A 15,205-nucleotide genomic window follows, 5' to 3' on the forward strand; every position below is an offset into this window, starting at 1 on the left:
CTACGGGGGGCTGATGACTGCCGGGGACGTTGCGCGGCAGGGCGGTCCGGGCCCCACGGGCCCGACGGCGCCCGGGTCAGTAGTTGGGGAGGCGGCGGGGGCCGAGATCGGTGCGGGCCGGGGGCGGCGAGAGGCGGACGCTCGCACCGAGGACGGTCAGCCCCTGGGTGGCGACCACGACCGGTTCCAGGGCGATGGAGACCACCTCGGGGTGGTCGTCGACCAGCCGGGAGACCCGCAGCAGCAGCTCTTCGAGCGAGGCGGTGTCGACCGGCGCCGCGCCGCGCCAGCCGAACAGCACCGGGGCCGCCCGGATGGACCGGATCAGTTCGGCGGCGTCGCGGTCGGTGGCCGGGACGAGGCGGTGGGCGGTGTCGCCGAGGAGTTCGGAGGGCGCGCCCGCGAGCCCGAAGGAGAGGACGGCGCCGGCCGCCGGGTCGATCGTGGCCCGTACGACGGTGTCGACGCCGCGCGGAGCCATGGACTGGACCACGGGCTGGAGTTCGGCGGGCTTGCCGAGGAGGTCGGTCAGTTCGCCGTACGCCCGGCGCAGCGCGGTCTCGTTGGCGAGGTCGAGCCGGACACCGCCGAGATCGGCCCGGTGGCGCAGGTGCGGCGCGGTGGTCTTGAGCGCCACGGGATAGCCGAGCCGGGCCGCCGCCGCGACCGCGGCGTCCGGGCCGGGCGCCGGGAGCGTCGGCCGGACGGTGATGCCGTAGCGGCCCAGGAGTTCGCGGGCCTGGTCGGGTGTGAGCTGGAGGCCCCTCGGGTCGGGGTCGGGGCCGAGGAGGGTGTCGATGAGGCCGGCGGTGCCGGGCTCGTCGATGGTGTCGTCGAGGAACTCGGGCACCTTGCCGGGCACGGCGGCCTGCCGTCGCCACTGCGCGTACCGCACCGCTTCGGCCAGGGCGCGCACCGCCCGCTCGGCGGCGGGGTAGGCGGGGATCCGGCCGTTCCGGGCACCGGGGGCGCCGGCGAGGGGGGCTGTGCCGGGGGCACCGGTGAGGGGGGCCGCGGGTGCCGGGCCGGGGCCGGGCGGGGTGGTCGATCCGGTCCGCGCTGCCGGGGCGGGCGGGTTCTGGGCCGGGGCCGGGGTCGGGGTCGGGGTCGGGGTCGGGGTCGGGGTCGGGGTCGGGGTCGGGGTCGGGGTCGGGGTCGGGCGGGGCTGGGCAACCGTGCTGGTGGCCGCGGCGAGGGCCTCGGCCAGCCCGCCGATCTCGACGTGCACGACGGCCACCGGCTTGGCGGGGCCTGCGGCGGCGGCCGTGTGCAGGGCGGCCGCGAGCACCTCCCCGTCGCCCGATTCCGCCTCGCCGTCCTCGCCGACCCACGGGATCGCCGTCACCACCACCGAGTCGCAGCCGTCGTCGGCGAGGGCCTCGGCCAGGGCGTTCCTGAAGTCCTGCGGGGTGGCGGCGGTGGTGAGGTCGAGGGGCGGGCGCGGGCGCAGCCCTTCGGCGAGGCAGGCGTCGTACGTGAGGAGGCCGAGCGATTCGGAGTTGCCGAGGATCGCGACCCGGGGGCCGGCCGGGAGCGGCTGGTCGGCGAGGAGGAGGCCCGCGTCGACCATCTCCGTCACCGTGTCGACCCGGATCACGCCCGCCTGCCGCATCAGTGCCGAGACCGTCGCGTCCGGGATCCGGCTGACCGGTACCGCGTGGCCGGGCGGGGTGGAACCGCTGTGCCGAGCGCCCTTCACCACGACCACCGGCTTCACCGCCGCGGTGCGCCGCGCGAGGCGGGTGAACTTGCGGGGGTTGCCGAGCGATTCGAGGTACAGCAGCGCGACGTCGGTGTCGGGGTCCTCGTACCAGTACTGGAGGAAGTCGTTGCCGGAGATGTCGGCGCGGTTGCCCGCCGAGATGAAGGTGGACAGGCCCGCGCCGCGCCGGTAGAGCCCGGAGAGCAGCGCGATGCCGATCGCTCCGGACTGGGTGAAGAGGCCGATGCGCCCGGGGGCGGGCGGCTCCGGGGCGAGCGAGGCGTTCAGCCGAACCGTTTCGGCGTTGTTGATCAGGCCGAAGGCGTTCGGGCCGATGATCCGCATCCCGTACGAGCGGGCCTGGCGGACCAGTTCGCGCTGCCGTTCCCTGCCCTCGGCGCCCCATTCGGCGTATCCGGCGGAGAGCACGACCAGGCCCTGGACGCCGTGCTCGCCGCAGTCCGCGACGGCTTCCGGGACCCGGTCGGCGGGGACGGCGACGACCGCTAGGTCGACCGGCTCGTCGATCTCGCCGATCGAGCGGTGTGCGGGGACGCCGTCGATGGTCGCCTGGTCGGCGGCGAAGGCGCGGTTCACGGCGTACGTGCGGCCGGTGAAGCCGGCCCCGAGGAGGTTGCGCAGGACCGTGCGGCCGACGCCGCCCGGAGTCCGGCCGACGCCGATGACCGCGACGGATCCGGGGGCCAGCAGGCGCTGCACGGACCGCGCCTCCGCCCGCTGCTCACGGCCGCGCTGGACGGCGAGGGACTCGGCGGTCGGTTCGAGGTCCAGGGTGAGGTGGACGGAGCCGTCCTCGAAGCTGCGCCGCTGGGTGTATCCGGCGTCCCGGAACACCTTGATCATCTTGTTGTTGGCGGGCAGCACCTCGGCGGCGAAGCGGCGGATGCCGCGTTCGCGGGCGACGGCCGCGATGTGTTCGAGCAGCGCCGAGGCCACTCCCCGGCCCTGGTGCGCGTCCTGGACGAGGAAGGCGACCTCGGCCTGGTCGGCGGGGGCGGAGGCGGGCCTGCCCCGCTCGTCGATCCGGTCGTAGCGGACGGTCGCGATGAACTCGCCGCCGACCGTGACGGCGAGCCCCACCCGGTCGACGTAGTCGTGATGGGTGAAGCGGTGCACGTCCCGGTCGGACAGCCGTGGGTACGGGGCGAAGAACCGGTAGTACTTCGACTCGTCGGAGACCTGCTCGTAGAAGCTGACCAGCCGTTCGGCGTCGTCCGTGGTGATGGGCCTGATGCGCGCGGTGCCTCCGTCGCGGAGCACCACGTCCGCTTCCCAGTGGTCGGGATAAGCGTGATGCGGACTCTGCTCGGGCGCGGGCTGCATGGGCAAAGCGTACGGCTCTGTCAGCGGTCGCGTAGGTCCCGGGGCCGGGGCAGTCTGAGAGGGCCGATCGGCGGGGTCGCAGGCATTGCGGGCTGTTCCCGGGGTCGGCCGGAGCACCGCGCACTGCGTGAGAGACTGGTCTAGACAACTGTTGATTCGTGAAGGGCAGAACCATGGCTGAGCGCCGCGTCAACGTCGGTTGGGCCGAGGGCCTGCACGCCCGCCCCGCTTCCATCTTCGTCCGTGCCGCCACGGCTTCCGGCATCCCCATGACGATCGCCAAGGCTGACGGCAACCCGGTGAACGCCGCCTCCATGCTCGCGGTCCTCGGTCTCGGCGCGCAGGGTGGCGAGGAGATCGTGCTCGCATCCGAGGCCGACAACTCCGAAGCGGCTCTGGACCGCCTGGCGAAGCTCGTCGCCGAGGGGCTCGAGGAGCTCCCGGAGACCGTCTGAAGCACGTTCGGCAAGAGAGCCGCGGCACCCTGAACCGGGGCCGCGGCTCTTTTGTTTTCCGGAGCGGACCGTCCGGCGAGAATTCCGACGAACGCAATACGGGTAGGCGGAGCGCGGGCACGCGAAATTCAGATGGCGCGAAATTCGGCCCGGCCCGGCGACATCCCGCGCGATGACTTCTCTTTGTATATGGCGTAATTGTTAATGCCGGACGCCTGCGGTGTTTACGGAATGTTGCGTGGTCCTCACCCGGCCGGCTCCGGGGGCGGCGGGCCGCCTTCGCAGCCGGTGCGCGGCCGCCGCCCGCTCCGCGTGGTGCGCGGCCAGCGCCCTGGCCCGTTCCGCGTCGCCGCGCGCCACCGCGTCCACGATGGCCCCGTGTTCGGCCCAGGAGTCCACCGGGTGGGCGGGCTGCTCGACCGCGTACATCCAGGCGATCTTGTGCCGCAGCTGGGTGAGCAGCGCGATCAGGCCGGGGCTGCCGGAGGCCTGCGCCAGCGTCTCGTGGAACCAGCCGCCCAGTGCGCGCAGGTCCTCGCCCTCGCCGCGCCGGGCCCGGTCCTGGCCGAGCCGCACGAGGCCGCGGAGCACCTTGAGGTGCGCCTCGGTGCGGCGTTGCGCGGCGCGGGCGGCGCCAAGTGGCTCCAGCAGCGTGCGGACCTCCAGGAGGTCGGCAGCCTCCAGTTCGGTGGGCTCGGCGACGCAGGCGCCCGCGTGCCGGCGGGTAACCACGAAACCCTCGGACTCCAGGGTGCGCAGCGCCTCCCGCACCGGGACGCGGGAGACCCCGTAACGGCGGGCCAGCAACTCCTCCGTGAGACGGCTGCCGCGTTCGAAGACACCGGAGACGATGTCGTCACGGATTGCCGTGCATACCGAATGCGCCGGAATGCGCATGTCCGAACCTCCGCCTCAATTCCCCGCGAAACGCGGCCGGCCGACGCCTGTTACGCGACTCTATTGCAATGCGGCCGCATTTCCGATGCCGGGCGGAAATTCATGAATATCTTTTGGCCACGGGGTGGCCGGGCGGGCAGTCGTCCCCCACGGGCGGGCGGCGGGAATGCCGAAGGCCCCGGCATGTGCCTGCTGCCGGGGCCTTCGGACGAGGTGCGCGGTGGGCGTCGGTCAGACGTTGACGCCGTGGGCGCGCAGGTACGCGACCGGGTCCATGTCGGAGCCGTACGACGGGGTCGTCCGGGCCTCGAAGTGGAGGTGCGGCCCGGTGGAGTTGCCGGTCGAGCCGGAGAGGCCGATCTGCTGGCCGGCGCCGACGCTCTGGCCGACGGAGACGCCGATCGAGGAGAGGTGGCCGTACTGCGTGTACGTGCCGTCCGTCATCCGGAGCACGATGTTGTTGCCGTACGCGCCGCCCCAGCCGGCCTCGACGACGGTGCCGGCGCCGACGGCGACGACGGAGCTGCCGGAGGCGGCGTGGAAGTCGATGCCGGAGTGGCTGCCGGAGGACCAGAGCGAGCCGCTGGACTTGTAGCCGGTGGTGACGTACGAGCCGGCGACCGGAAGCCGGAAGGCGCCCAGGCGGGCGCGCTCGGCGGACCGGGCGGCGCGCGCCTTCTCGGCGCGGGCCTCGGCGGCGCGCTGCGCTTCGGCCTTGGCCTTCGCCTCGGCCTTCTTCTTGGCCTCGGCCTTGCGGTGGGCGTCGGCCTTCGCCTTCGCCGCGGCGTCGGCCTGGTGCTGCTGGGCGTCGGCCTGGGCGTCGATCCGGTCGGCGAGGGTCTTGTCGATGGCGATGACCTGGCTGAGGCCGGTCTCGCTCGCGGAGGGGGCGTCGGAGTCCGCTGCGAAGGCGGGAGCGGCCAGGCCGCCGATGACGCCGGTGGTGGCCAGAGCCGCGACGCCGACAACCTTCGCGCTGCGGCGCGTCAGTCGGCTCGGGGCACGGTGCTTCCCGGTGGCACGGGTGAACGCCATGGAGTGGCTGGTCCTTTCCTTCCTTCTCGCCTACCGGGTTAGCTGACGGGTTCGGAGCAGGAAGGTCTCCTACGGACGCCCCGGCCCGTCCGGGCTCAGGCATCCGATTCACCCCAGGGACTGCGTGGGTCCCCGGCTCCCCAGGCTCGCGCCTGACGGGGACTCGGCGATGACTGTCCGGTACGTCGCGGATGCGGCATACGAGTGACGGGCAGTCGAGCCGACGCTAAGCGGGGTCACTTTCATTCACCAAACGGACAGGCCGTTTTGTAGCGCATCCCACAGGGCGGACAGGCAACCTCCCCCTCAGAACGGACAAAAAGGAAGACCCCGGCGAGATCGCGCTCGCAAGAGCCTTCCTTCTGTCTCGATATCTGTCGATATGTCAAGGGTGGGGGCGGGCGGGGCGGGGCTGATGACCGGCCCCGCCCGGCGCCCGCCGGGCCATTCGTCAGCCGGTGACCACCGACACCTCTCCGATGCCCAGCGCCCGGACGGGCTCCTCGATCCGTGCCGCGTCGCCGACGAGGATCGTGACCAGCCGGTCACCCGGGAAGGCGTTGACGACCGCCGCGGTCGCCTCGACCGTGCCGGTCTCCGCGAGCCGGGCGTACAGCTGCGCCTGGTAGTCGTCCGGGAGGTGCTGCTCGACCTGGTCGGCGAGGGTGCCCGCGACGGAGGCCGCCGTCTCGAACTTCAGGGGCGCCACACCCACGAGGTTCTGCACGGCCGTCTCGCGTTCCTCGTCGGTCAGCCCCTCGGCCGCCAGGGTCCGCAGCACGGTCCACAGGTCCTTGAGCGCCGGTTCGGTGGACTCCGTGTCCACCGAACCGCTGATGGCGAGCATCGCGGCGCCGGTCGCCCCCGAGGCGGTGTCCGGGGCCGACGACCGCAGCACCTGGGCGAAGGCCCGTACGCCGTACGTGTAGCCCTTCTCCTCGCGCAGCACCCGGTCGAGACGGGAGGTGAGGGTGCCGCCCAGGCAGTACGTGCCGAGCACCTGGGCCGGCCACACGCTGTCGTGCCGGTCGGCGCCGATCCGGCCGATCAGCAGCTGCGTCTGCACCGCGCCCGGACGGTCGACGATCACCACCCGCCCGGTGTCGTCGGCGGTGATCGGCGGGGCGGGGCGCGGGGCCGCGGTGTCCCCCGACCAGTCGCCGAGGGTGTCGGCGAGCAGGGCGTCCAGGTCGATGCCGGTGAGGTCGCCGACGACCACGGCGGTCGCCGTGGACGGCCGGACGTGGGCGTCGAAGAAGGCGCGCACGGCGGCCGAGTCGATCCGCTCCACCGTCTCCTCGGTGCCCTGGCGCGGGCGCGACATGCGCGCTTCGGCCGGGAAGAGCTCCTTGGACAGCTGCTTGGCGGCGCGCCGGGCCGGGTTGGCCTGCTCGTGCGGGATCTCGTCGAGCCGGTTGCGCACCAGCCGCTCGATCTCGCTCTCGGCGAAGGCGGGTGCCCGCAGCGCCTCGGCGACCAGCGCGAGAGCCTTGGCCAGCCGGGAGGCCGGGACCTCCAGGGAGACCCGGACACCGGGGTGGTCGGCGTGCGCGTCGAGGGTGGCGCCGCAGCGCTCCAGCTCGGCGGCGAACTCCTCGGCGCTGTGCTTGTCGGTGCCCTCGTTCAGCGCCCGCGACATGATCGTGGCCACGCCGTCGAGGCCCTCGGGCTCGGCGTCCAGCGGGGCGTCGAGGAAGATCTCGACCGCCACGACCTGCTGGCCGGGGCGGTGGCAGCGCAGCACCGTGAGGCCGTTGGGCAGGGCGCCTCGCTCGGGCGCGGGGAAGGCCCAGGGGCGGGCGGTGCCGGGGGCCGGCTGCGGGTGGTACTGCATCGAAACTCCAGTCGCGGCAGCGTCGGTCACTGGTCCGCCCCCTCGTGCGCGTCGGTGTCGTCGGCGTCAGTCTCGTCGGTCTCCGCTGCGTCCGCGGGCTCGGCCGGTTCGACCGGCTCGTAGACCAGCACCGCACGGTTGTCGGGGCGCAGCTGGGCCTTGGCGGCTGCCTGGACCTCCTCCGCGGACACGTCGAGCACCCGCTGAACGGCGGTCAGGGCGAGCTGCGGGTCGCCGAACAGCACGGCGAACCGGCACAGTTCGTCGGCGCGGCCGGCGACCGTACCGAGGCGGTCCAGCCACTCGCGCTCCAACTGGGCCTGCGCGCGCTCCATTTCCTCGGGCGTGGGGCCCTCGGCGGCGAACCGGGCGAGCTCCTCGTCGACCGCGGCCTCGACCTGCGGCACCTCGACGCCACCGGACATCTTGACGTCCAGCCAGCCCAGCGAGGGCGCACCGGCCAGCCGCAGCAGTCCGAACCCGGCCGCCACGGCCGTACGGTCACGGCGCACCAGGCGGTTGTGCAGCCGCGACGACTCGCCGCCGCCGAGCACGGTCAGCGCGAGGTCCGCCGCGTCGCACTCGCGGGTGCCGTCGTGCGGCAGCCGGTAGGCGGCCATCAGCGCGCGCGCCGGGACCTCCTCGCGCACCTCCTCGCGCAACTGCTCGCCGATGATCGCCGGGAGCGTGCCGTCGCGCGGCGGCTGCTTGCCGTCGTGGGACGGGATGGAGCCGAAGTACTTCTCGATCCAGGCGAGGGTCTGCTCGGGGTCGATGTCGCCGACGACCGAGAGCACCGCGTTGTTCGGCGCGTAGTACGTCCGGAAGAAGGTGCGCGCGTCCTCCAGGGTCGCGGCGTCCAGGTCGGCCATCGAGCCGATCGGGGTGTGGTGGTACGGGTGACCCTCGGGGTAGGCCAGTGCCGTCAGCTTCTCGAACGCCGTGCCGTAGGGGACGTTGTCGTAACGCTGGCGGCGCTCGTTCTTGACGACGTCGCGCTGGTTCTCCATGGACTCCTCGTCGAGCGCGGCGAGCAGCGAGCCCATCCGGTCGGCCTCGAGCCACAGGGCCAGCTCCAGCTGGTGCGTGGGCATGGTCTCGAAATAGTTGGTGCGCTCGAAGCTGGTGGTCCCGTTGAGCGAGCCGCCGGCCCCCTGCACCAGCTCGAAGTGGCCGTTCCCCTTGACCTGGCCGGAGCCCTGGAACATCAGGTGCTCGAAGAGGTGAGCCAGCCCCGTGCGCCCCTTTACCTCGTGGCGCGAGCCGACGTCGTACCAGAGGCAGACCGCGGCGACCGGGGTCAGATGGTCCTCGGAGAGCACCACGCGCAGGCCGTTGGCCAGGCGGTGCTCGGTCGCTGTCAAGCCGCCGGAGCCGGCCTGAGCGGTGGCCGTGTGACCCATGGGCATGTACGTCCCTTCGATCGCGATACTGGATTTCCTGCGAGACCTGCCACTTTAGGCAAGCGCACGGACCCCTGGCGAAGTTCCCGTAACGCGGAAGTTCGCATGAAAGAGGGGCGCATCCCCCGCTCGGCGGGGCGCGAAAGCGCCTCGGCCGGGGCCCGGAACGCCTCTTGGGACGGGTCGAGGTCGGCGATGTCAGTACGGCGGTCCACAATGGTCGGCGTCAGAACCTGAGGTTGCCCGAACAGAATCCGTGAAGGAGTCGCAGCAGCGATGGCCCGCCGCAGCACGAAGACCCCGCCGCCGGACGACTTCGAGGAGAAGATCCTCGACATCGACGTCGTCGACGAAATGCAGGGCTCCTTCCTCGAGTACGCGTACTCGGTGATCTACTCACGGGCCCTGCCCGACGCCCGCGACGGCATGAAGCCGGTGCACCGCCGCATCGTGTACCAGATGAACGAGATGGGCCTGCGCCCCGATCGCGGCTTCGTGAAGTGCGCCCGCGTCGTCGGCGAGGTCATGGGCAAGTTGCACCCGCACGGGGATGCGTCGATCTACGACGCGCTGGTCCGTCTGGCGCAGCCGTTCTCCATGCGGCTCCCCCTGGTCGACGGCCACGGCAACTTCGGCTCGCTCGGAAACGACGACCCGCCGGCCGCCATGCGGTACACCGAGTGCCGGATGGCCGACGCGACGTCACTGATGACGGAGTCGATCGACGAGGACACCGTCGCTTTCCAGTCGAATTACGACGGCCAGGAGACGGAACCGACCGTTCTCCCCGCCGCGTACCCGAACCTCCTGGTCAACGGGTCGTCCGGGATCGCGGTCGGCATGGCGACCAACATGCCGCCGCACAACCTGGGCGAGGTCATCGCCGCCGCCCGGCACCTGATCAAGCATCCGGGCGCGGACCTGGAGACCCTGATGCGGTTCGTGCCGGGTCCCGACCTGCCCACCGGCGGCCGGATCGTGGGCCTGGGCGGCATCAAGGACGCGTACGCCCGCGGCCGCGGCACGTTCAAGATCCGTGCGACCGTCTCGGTGGAGAACGTGACGGCCCGCCGCAAGGGCCTGGTCGTCACCGAACTGCCCTTCACCGTCGGCCCGGAGAAGGTGATCGCCAAGATCAAGGACCTGGTCTCGGCGAAGAAGCTCCAGGGCATCGCGGACGTGAAGGACCTGACCGACCGCGAGCACGGCCTGCGCCTGGTCATCGAGGTGAAGAACGGCTTCGTGCCGGAAGCAGTGCTGGAGCAGCTCTACAAGCTGACGCCGATGGAGGAGTCCTTCGGCATCAACAATGTGGCGCTGGTCGACGGGCAGCCGCTCACGCTGGGGCTCAAGGAGCTCCTGGAGGTCTATCTCGACCACCGCTTCGACGTGGTGCGTCGGCGCAGCGAGTTCCGCCGGGGCAAGCGCCGCGACCGGCTGCATCTGGTCGAGGGCCTGCTCGTCGCGCTGATCGACATCGACGAGGTCATCCGGATCATCCGGTCCAGTGACAACTCGGCGCAGGCGAAGGAGCGGCTCGTCGAGCACTTCTCGCTGAGCGAGATCCAGACGCAGTACATCCTGGACACCCCGCTGCGCCGGCTGACCCGCTTCGACCGGATCGAGCTGGAGAGCGAGCGGGATCGGCTCAACGGCGAGATCGAGGCGCTGACCGCCATCCTCGAATCGGACACCGAGCTGCGCAAGCTGGTCTCCTCGGAACTGGCCGCGGTCGCCAAGAAGTTCGGCACCGACCGTCGTACGGTGCTGCTGGAGTCGGCCGGTGCGCAGGTCGCCTCGGTGCCGCTGGAGGTCGCGGACGACCCGTGCCGGGTGCTGCTGTCCTCGACCGGCCTGCTGGCCCGTACCGCCAATGACGAGCCGATCGTGCTCGCCGAGGACGCCAAGCGTTCCAAGCACGATGTGATCGTGTCGGCGGTGCCGGCGACGGCCCGCGGCGATGTGGGCGTGGTGACGTCGAAGGGCCGGCTGCTGCGGCTCACGGTGATCGATCTGCCCCAGCTGCCGGACACCCATGCGGCGCCCAATCTGTCGGGCGGGGCGATGATCGCCGAGTTCCTCACGCTGGAGAGCGACGAGTCCGTCGTCTGCCTCACCACGCTCGACGAGGCCTCCCCCGGGCTGGCGATCGGCACCCTTCAGGGGGTCGTCAAGCGGGTGGTGCCGGACTACCCGGCCAACAAGGACGAGCTGGAGGTCATCGCCCTCAAGGACGGGGACCGGATCGTCGGCGCCGCCGAGCTGCGGACCGGCGAGGAGGATCTGGTCTTCATCACGTCCGACGCGCAGCTGCTGCGCTACCCGGCGGCGCAGGTGCGGCCGCAGGGCCGTCCCGCCGGTGGCATGGCGGGGGTCAAGCTCACGGCGGACGCCGAGGTGATCTCGTTCACGGCAGTGGATCCGGCTGCGGACGCGGTGGTGTTCACCGTCGCGGGCTCGCACGGCACGCTGGACGACTCGGTGCTGACGTGCAAGCTCACCCCGTTCGACCAGTACCCGCGCAAGGGCCGGGCCACCGGTGGGGTGCGCTGCCAGCGGTTCCTCAAGGGCGAGGACGTCCTGGTGTTCGGCTGGGCGGGTGCGACGCCCGCCCGCGCCGCTCAGGAGAACGGCACGCCGAGCGAGCTGCCGGAGCCGGACCCGCGGCGCGACGGTTCGGGGACGCCGCTGGCCAAGCCGGTCGCGGTGGTGGCCGGACCGGTGTAGCAGGCCGGCCGGGCGGCGCGTGGCGGAGTGCTACGCGTCGCCCGGTCGGTCCGGCTGTTGTACGTACCGCAGGACGCCCCACATGCTTCGCTCATGTGCGGCGTCCTGCGTCGCGTCCGGGCATGGTGCGGCACTCTCGCGGCAGTCGGCGAGCTCCTTGTGCAGGGCGTCCGGGGCGATGCCCGAGCCGATCAGCACCAGCTGGGTCCGGCGTGGCTCGTCGCGCTTCCAGGGCTGTGGGTCGAACCGCAGGAACCTGCCGACCGCGTGCAGGACGTACTTGTTGGCCCGGTCGCCCACGCCGAAGTCGACGAATCCCTTGATCCGGTAGAGGCCCTGCGGCCGGGAGTCGAGAAACTCCATCAGGCGGCGGGGGTTCATCGGCACGTCCGCGGTGAAGGACACGCTGTCGTACGCGGCGTGCAGGTGGTGCTCGTGCCCGTCCCCGCCCTCTTCTTCTTCGCTCCGGTCCCGGAGCAGATCCTCGAAGGTGAGCTGACGTACCTTCTCCTCGCCGTCCGGCCGCAGCGCCGGATCGAAGAGCAGCTGGGGGTCGATGCGTCCGTACGCGGCACCGATGACGGCCGCCGCGCCGCCGGGGGCACCCGCCGCGGCGATGACGTCCCGGATGCGGGTCTGTTCCTCGCTCCCGATCCGGTCGGTCTTGTTCAGCACGACGAGGTCGGCGACGGCGAGATGGCGGTCGACCTCCGGATGACGGTCCCGGGTGGCCTCGAACTCGGCGGCGTCGACGACCTCGACCAGTCCCCCGTACACGATGTGCGGATTCTCGCTGGCCAGGATCATGCGCAGGAGTTCCTGCGGTTCGGCCAGTCCACTGGCCTCGATCACGATCACGTCCAGACGGGCGGCGGGCCCGGTCAGTGTCTCCAGGAAGGTGTCGAGTTCACTCGCGTCGACCGCGCAGCACAGGCAGCCGTTGCCCAGCGAGACCGTGGAGCCGACCTGTCCGGAGACCGTCATGGCGTCGATCTCGATGGAGCCGAAGTCGTTGACGATCACACCGATCCGGTTTCCGGCGCGGTTGCGCAGGAGATGGTTGAGCAAGGTCGTCTTGCCCGACCCCAGGAACCCCGCAAGGACGATGACCGGGATCTGCTGCTTGCGGGGTGGGGACGTCGGGTTCAACTCGGACCTCTCTCGGGGACCTCAGGGCACGGGGACCGGCTGCGGCGGGGGCGTACCGACATAGCGGGCCGCCGGGCGGATGATCTTCGAGTCCTCCGCCTGCTCCAGGATATTGGCGCTCCAGCCGACCACCCTCGCCGCGCAGAACGTCGGTGTGAACATCTCGCGCGGCAGCCCGCACAGCTCCATGACGACCCCGGCGTAGAACTCCACGTTGGTGTGCAGCTCCCGGCCCGGCTTGAGCTCGGCGAGTATCGCCTCGACCTGGCGCTCGACCTCGACTGCGAAGTCGACCAGCGGGCCGCCGAAGCCCTGGGCGATGCCCCGCAGCATCCGCGAGCGGGGGTCCTCGGTGCGGTATACGGGGTGCCCGAAGCCCATGATCCGCTCGCCCGCGAGCACGCGTTCGCGGATCCAGCCGTCGATGCGGTCGGGGGTGCCGATGGCGTCCAGGGTGTCGAGCGCCCGGCTGGGCGCTCCGCCGTGCAGCGGTCCGGAGAGCGCGCCGACGGCCGCCACCAGGCAGGCCGCCATGTCGGCGCCGGTGGAGGCGACGACGCGGCCGGTGAACGTCGAGGCGTTGAAGCCGTGGTCGATGGTGGAGATCAGGTACTGCTCCACGGCCCTGGCGCGCGCGGGGTCCGGTTCCGAGCCGGTGAGCATGTAGAGGTAGTTGGCCGCATGGGGCAGGTCGTCGCGCGGCTCGACCGGTTCGAGGCCCCGGCCGAGGCGGTGCAGGGCGGTGAGCACGGTGGGAACGGCGGCGCAGGCGGCCAGGGCGTCGGCGCGGCGCCGGTCGGCATCGATGTCGTACACCGGCCGGAAGCCGGCCGAGGCGCCGAGGAGCGAGAGTGCGGTACGCAGACCGGCCAGGGGCCCGGAGGCGGCACCGGCGCGTGCGATGGCGGGCAGCGCCTCGCGCACCTCGGCGGGCAGCCGGCGCAGTGCGGCGGTGCGGGCGGCGAATTCGGTACGGGCCGCGGCGTCGGGCAGCGTGCCCTCGGACATCAGGTACCAGACGTCCTCGAAGCTGCGGACCTGTGCCAGCTCGATCGCCGAGTACTGCCGGTAGTGGTAGAAGCCCTCGCGCCCCCGGACATCGCCGAGGGCCGTGTCGGTGACGACGACGCCCGCGAGGCCTCGGGGTACGTCGAGCGGGGTTCCGCTGGTCATGGTCGGCATCTCTTCCTCCGTGAGCGTCCCGGCAGGTCTCAGTGGTATTGATTTCGACCTTCCATGATTGACTTGAATCCTGTCAACATTGATTAAATCAATATGGATACGGTGTCGGTATGAAGGATCAAGCAGCTTCCGGCGACGGTCCGGAGGCGAAGGCTCCGCAGCGGCTGAGCACCCAGGAGGCGGCGGAACGCCTCGGGGTGAAGCCCGAGACGGTGTACGCGTACGTCAGCCGGGGCCAGCTCAGCAGCAGGCGCGCTCCGGGCGGACGCGGCAGCACGTTCGACGCCCGCGAGGTCGATGCGCTGGCCCGCCGCACGGCCCGCAGGCTCCCCTCCCCCGCCACCGGCGACCTGGTCTTCCGCACCGGCATCACGCTGATCGAGGACGACCGCTACTACTTCCGCGGGGTCGACGCGGTCGAGCTGGCCCGGCGGTACGCCTACGAGGAGGTCGCCGAGTGGCTCTGGACCGGCGAGCTGCGGCCCGGCGTCCGCTTCACGGCACCGGCCGAGGCGCTGGCCGCGGCGCGCCGGGCGGTCGACGCGCTGCCCGTGCACAGCGGCTCGACGGACCGGTTGCGGGTGGCGGTGGTCGCCTCGTCGACCGCCGATCCGCTCCGGTTCGACCTCTCGCACGAAGCGGTGCTCGCCGCCGCGCGGAGCCTCGTTCCGACCCTGGTCGGCGCACTGCCCCCGGCCGCAGGCGCACCGTCGGCGGCCGGCGAATCCGAGGAGCGGGCGGAGGGGAACGGCGCCGGACTGGCCCGGCAGCTGTGGCCGAAACTCACCCCCCGGCCGGCCGATGAACCGTCGCTCGCCGCGCTGGACACCGCCCTCGCCCTGCTGATCGACCACGACCTCGCGGCCTCGACGCTGGCCGCCAGGGTCGCCGCATCCGCCCGCGCCCATCCGTACGCGGTGGTCTCCGCGGGCCTCGGAGTCCTGGAGGGCCAGCTGCACGGGGCGGCGAGCGGGCTGGCGCACCGGATGCTGACCGAGGTCCTGGAGCGGGGCAGCGCCGTGCCGGTGGTCGCGGACCATCTCCGTACCGGACGCAGGGTGCCCGGACTCGGCCACCGGCTCTACACCACCGAGGACCCGCGGGCGCAGGCGCTGTTCGCCCTGCTCGCCCAGGTGCCGCAGGCGGCCGCGGCGCTGGCGGCCGCACGTGACGTGGTCGCCACGACGGCCCGGCACGCTCCCCTGCACGCCAATGTCGACCTGGCGCTCGCCGTGCTCTCGGTCTCCTGCGGCATGTCCGCCGAGGCCGGCGAGACGGTGTTCGCGGTGTCCCGCACGGCCGGCTGGATCGCCCACGCCCTGGAGGAGTACGGCGAACGGCCCCTGCGGATGCGCCCCAGCGGCCAGTACGGCGGGCCCCGCCCGCCTCAGCCGCTGCCCGACGCCGGCGCCACCGCCATGGGTGAGCCGCCGGGATAGACGGTCCGCGGGAAAGCACACGAAAGCGGACTCCGGGA

General features: G+C 72.2%; 10 protein-coding genes and 1 riboswitch. Of the genes, 3 read left to right on the forward strand and 7 right to left on the reverse strand.

The window, feature by feature from the left end; all coding sequences use genetic code 11:
* Nucleotides 1–76: 76 nt before the first annotated feature.
* Entirely contained in the window at nucleotides 77–3,046 is a 2,970-nt protein-coding gene (locus OG842_RS09940) for a bifunctional acetate--CoA ligase family protein/GNAT family N-acetyltransferase (RefSeq protein ID WP_266729271.1), read from the reverse strand.
* 173 nt (nucleotides 3,047–3,219) lie between these two features.
* Here OG842_RS09940 and OG842_RS09945 point away from each other — a divergent pair, with 173 nt between their 5' ends.
* Entirely contained in the window at nucleotides 3,220–3,501 is a 282-nt protein-coding gene (locus OG842_RS09945; RefSeq protein ID WP_266729272.1) for an HPr family phosphocarrier protein, read from the forward strand.
* 201 nt (nucleotides 3,502–3,702) lie between these two features.
* Here the strand turns inward: OG842_RS09945 and OG842_RS09950 are convergent, their stop codons facing one another.
* From OG842_RS09950 to OG842_RS09965, 4 genes are all read right to left on the reverse strand, one after another.
* Nucleotides 3,703–4,398 (reverse strand): GntR family transcriptional regulator, encoded by a 696-nt coding sequence (locus OG842_RS09950; RefSeq protein ID WP_266729273.1) that lies wholly within the window; start codon nucleotides 4,396–4,398, stop codon nucleotides 3,703–3,705.
* Between the two features lie 231 nt (nucleotides 4,399–4,629).
* On the reverse strand, nucleotides 4,630–5,433 hold the full coding sequence (locus OG842_RS09955; protein ID WP_266729274.1) for a M23 family metallopeptidase: 804 nt from the start codon (nucleotides 5,431–5,433) through the stop codon (nucleotides 4,630–4,632).
* 13 nt (nucleotides 5,434–5,446) lie between these two features.
* Nucleotides 5,447–5,612, reverse strand: a riboswitch (cyclic di-AMP (ydaO/yuaA leader).
* A 272-nt stretch (nucleotides 5,613–5,884) separates the two neighbouring features.
* Nucleotides 5,885–7,267, reverse strand: a complete 1,383-nt coding sequence (locus OG842_RS09960; protein ID WP_266729275.1) for a M16 family metallopeptidase — start codon at nucleotides 7,265–7,267, stop codon at nucleotides 5,885–5,887.
* Nucleotides 7,268–7,293: 26 nt separating this feature from the next.
* Nucleotides 7,294–8,676, reverse strand: a complete 1,383-nt coding sequence (locus OG842_RS09965) for a M16 family metallopeptidase (protein WP_266729276.1) — start codon at nucleotides 8,674–8,676, stop codon at nucleotides 7,294–7,296.
* A 270-nt stretch (nucleotides 8,677–8,946) separates the two neighbouring features.
* Here OG842_RS09965 and OG842_RS09970 point away from each other — a divergent pair, with 270 nt between their 5' ends.
* Entirely contained in the window at nucleotides 8,947–11,397 is a 2,451-nt protein-coding gene (locus OG842_RS09970; RefSeq protein ID WP_266729277.1) for a DNA gyrase/topoisomerase IV subunit A, read from the forward strand.
* A 30-nt stretch (nucleotides 11,398–11,427) separates the two neighbouring features.
* Here the strand turns inward: OG842_RS09970 and OG842_RS09975 are convergent, their stop codons facing one another.
* Both OG842_RS09975 and OG842_RS09980 read right to left on the reverse strand, forming a co-directional pair.
* Nucleotides 11,428–12,546 (reverse strand): CobW family GTP-binding protein, encoded by a 1,119-nt coding sequence (locus OG842_RS09975; protein WP_266729278.1) that lies wholly within the window; start codon nucleotides 12,544–12,546, stop codon nucleotides 11,428–11,430.
* Nucleotides 12,547–12,567: 21 nt separating this feature from the next.
* On the reverse strand, nucleotides 12,568–13,728 hold the full coding sequence (locus OG842_RS09980) for a citrate synthase/methylcitrate synthase (RefSeq protein ID WP_388658218.1): 1,161 nt from the start codon (nucleotides 13,726–13,728) through the stop codon (nucleotides 12,568–12,570).
* Nucleotides 13,729–13,838: 110 nt separating this feature from the next.
* On the opposite strand from OG842_RS09980, the gene OG842_RS09985 reads away from it, so the two are divergent.
* Complete coding sequence (locus OG842_RS09985; protein ID WP_266729279.1) at nucleotides 13,839–15,167, forward strand: citrate synthase; 1,329 nt, start codon at nucleotides 13,839–13,841, stop codon at nucleotides 15,165–15,167.
* Nucleotides 15,168–15,205 lie beyond the last annotated feature (38 nt).

Origin of the sequence: Streptomyces sp. NBC_00376 (assembly GCF_036077095.1) — a bacterium.
In the GTDB taxonomy this organism is placed as follows: domain Bacteria; phylum Actinomycetota; class Actinomycetes; order Streptomycetales; family Streptomycetaceae; genus Streptomyces.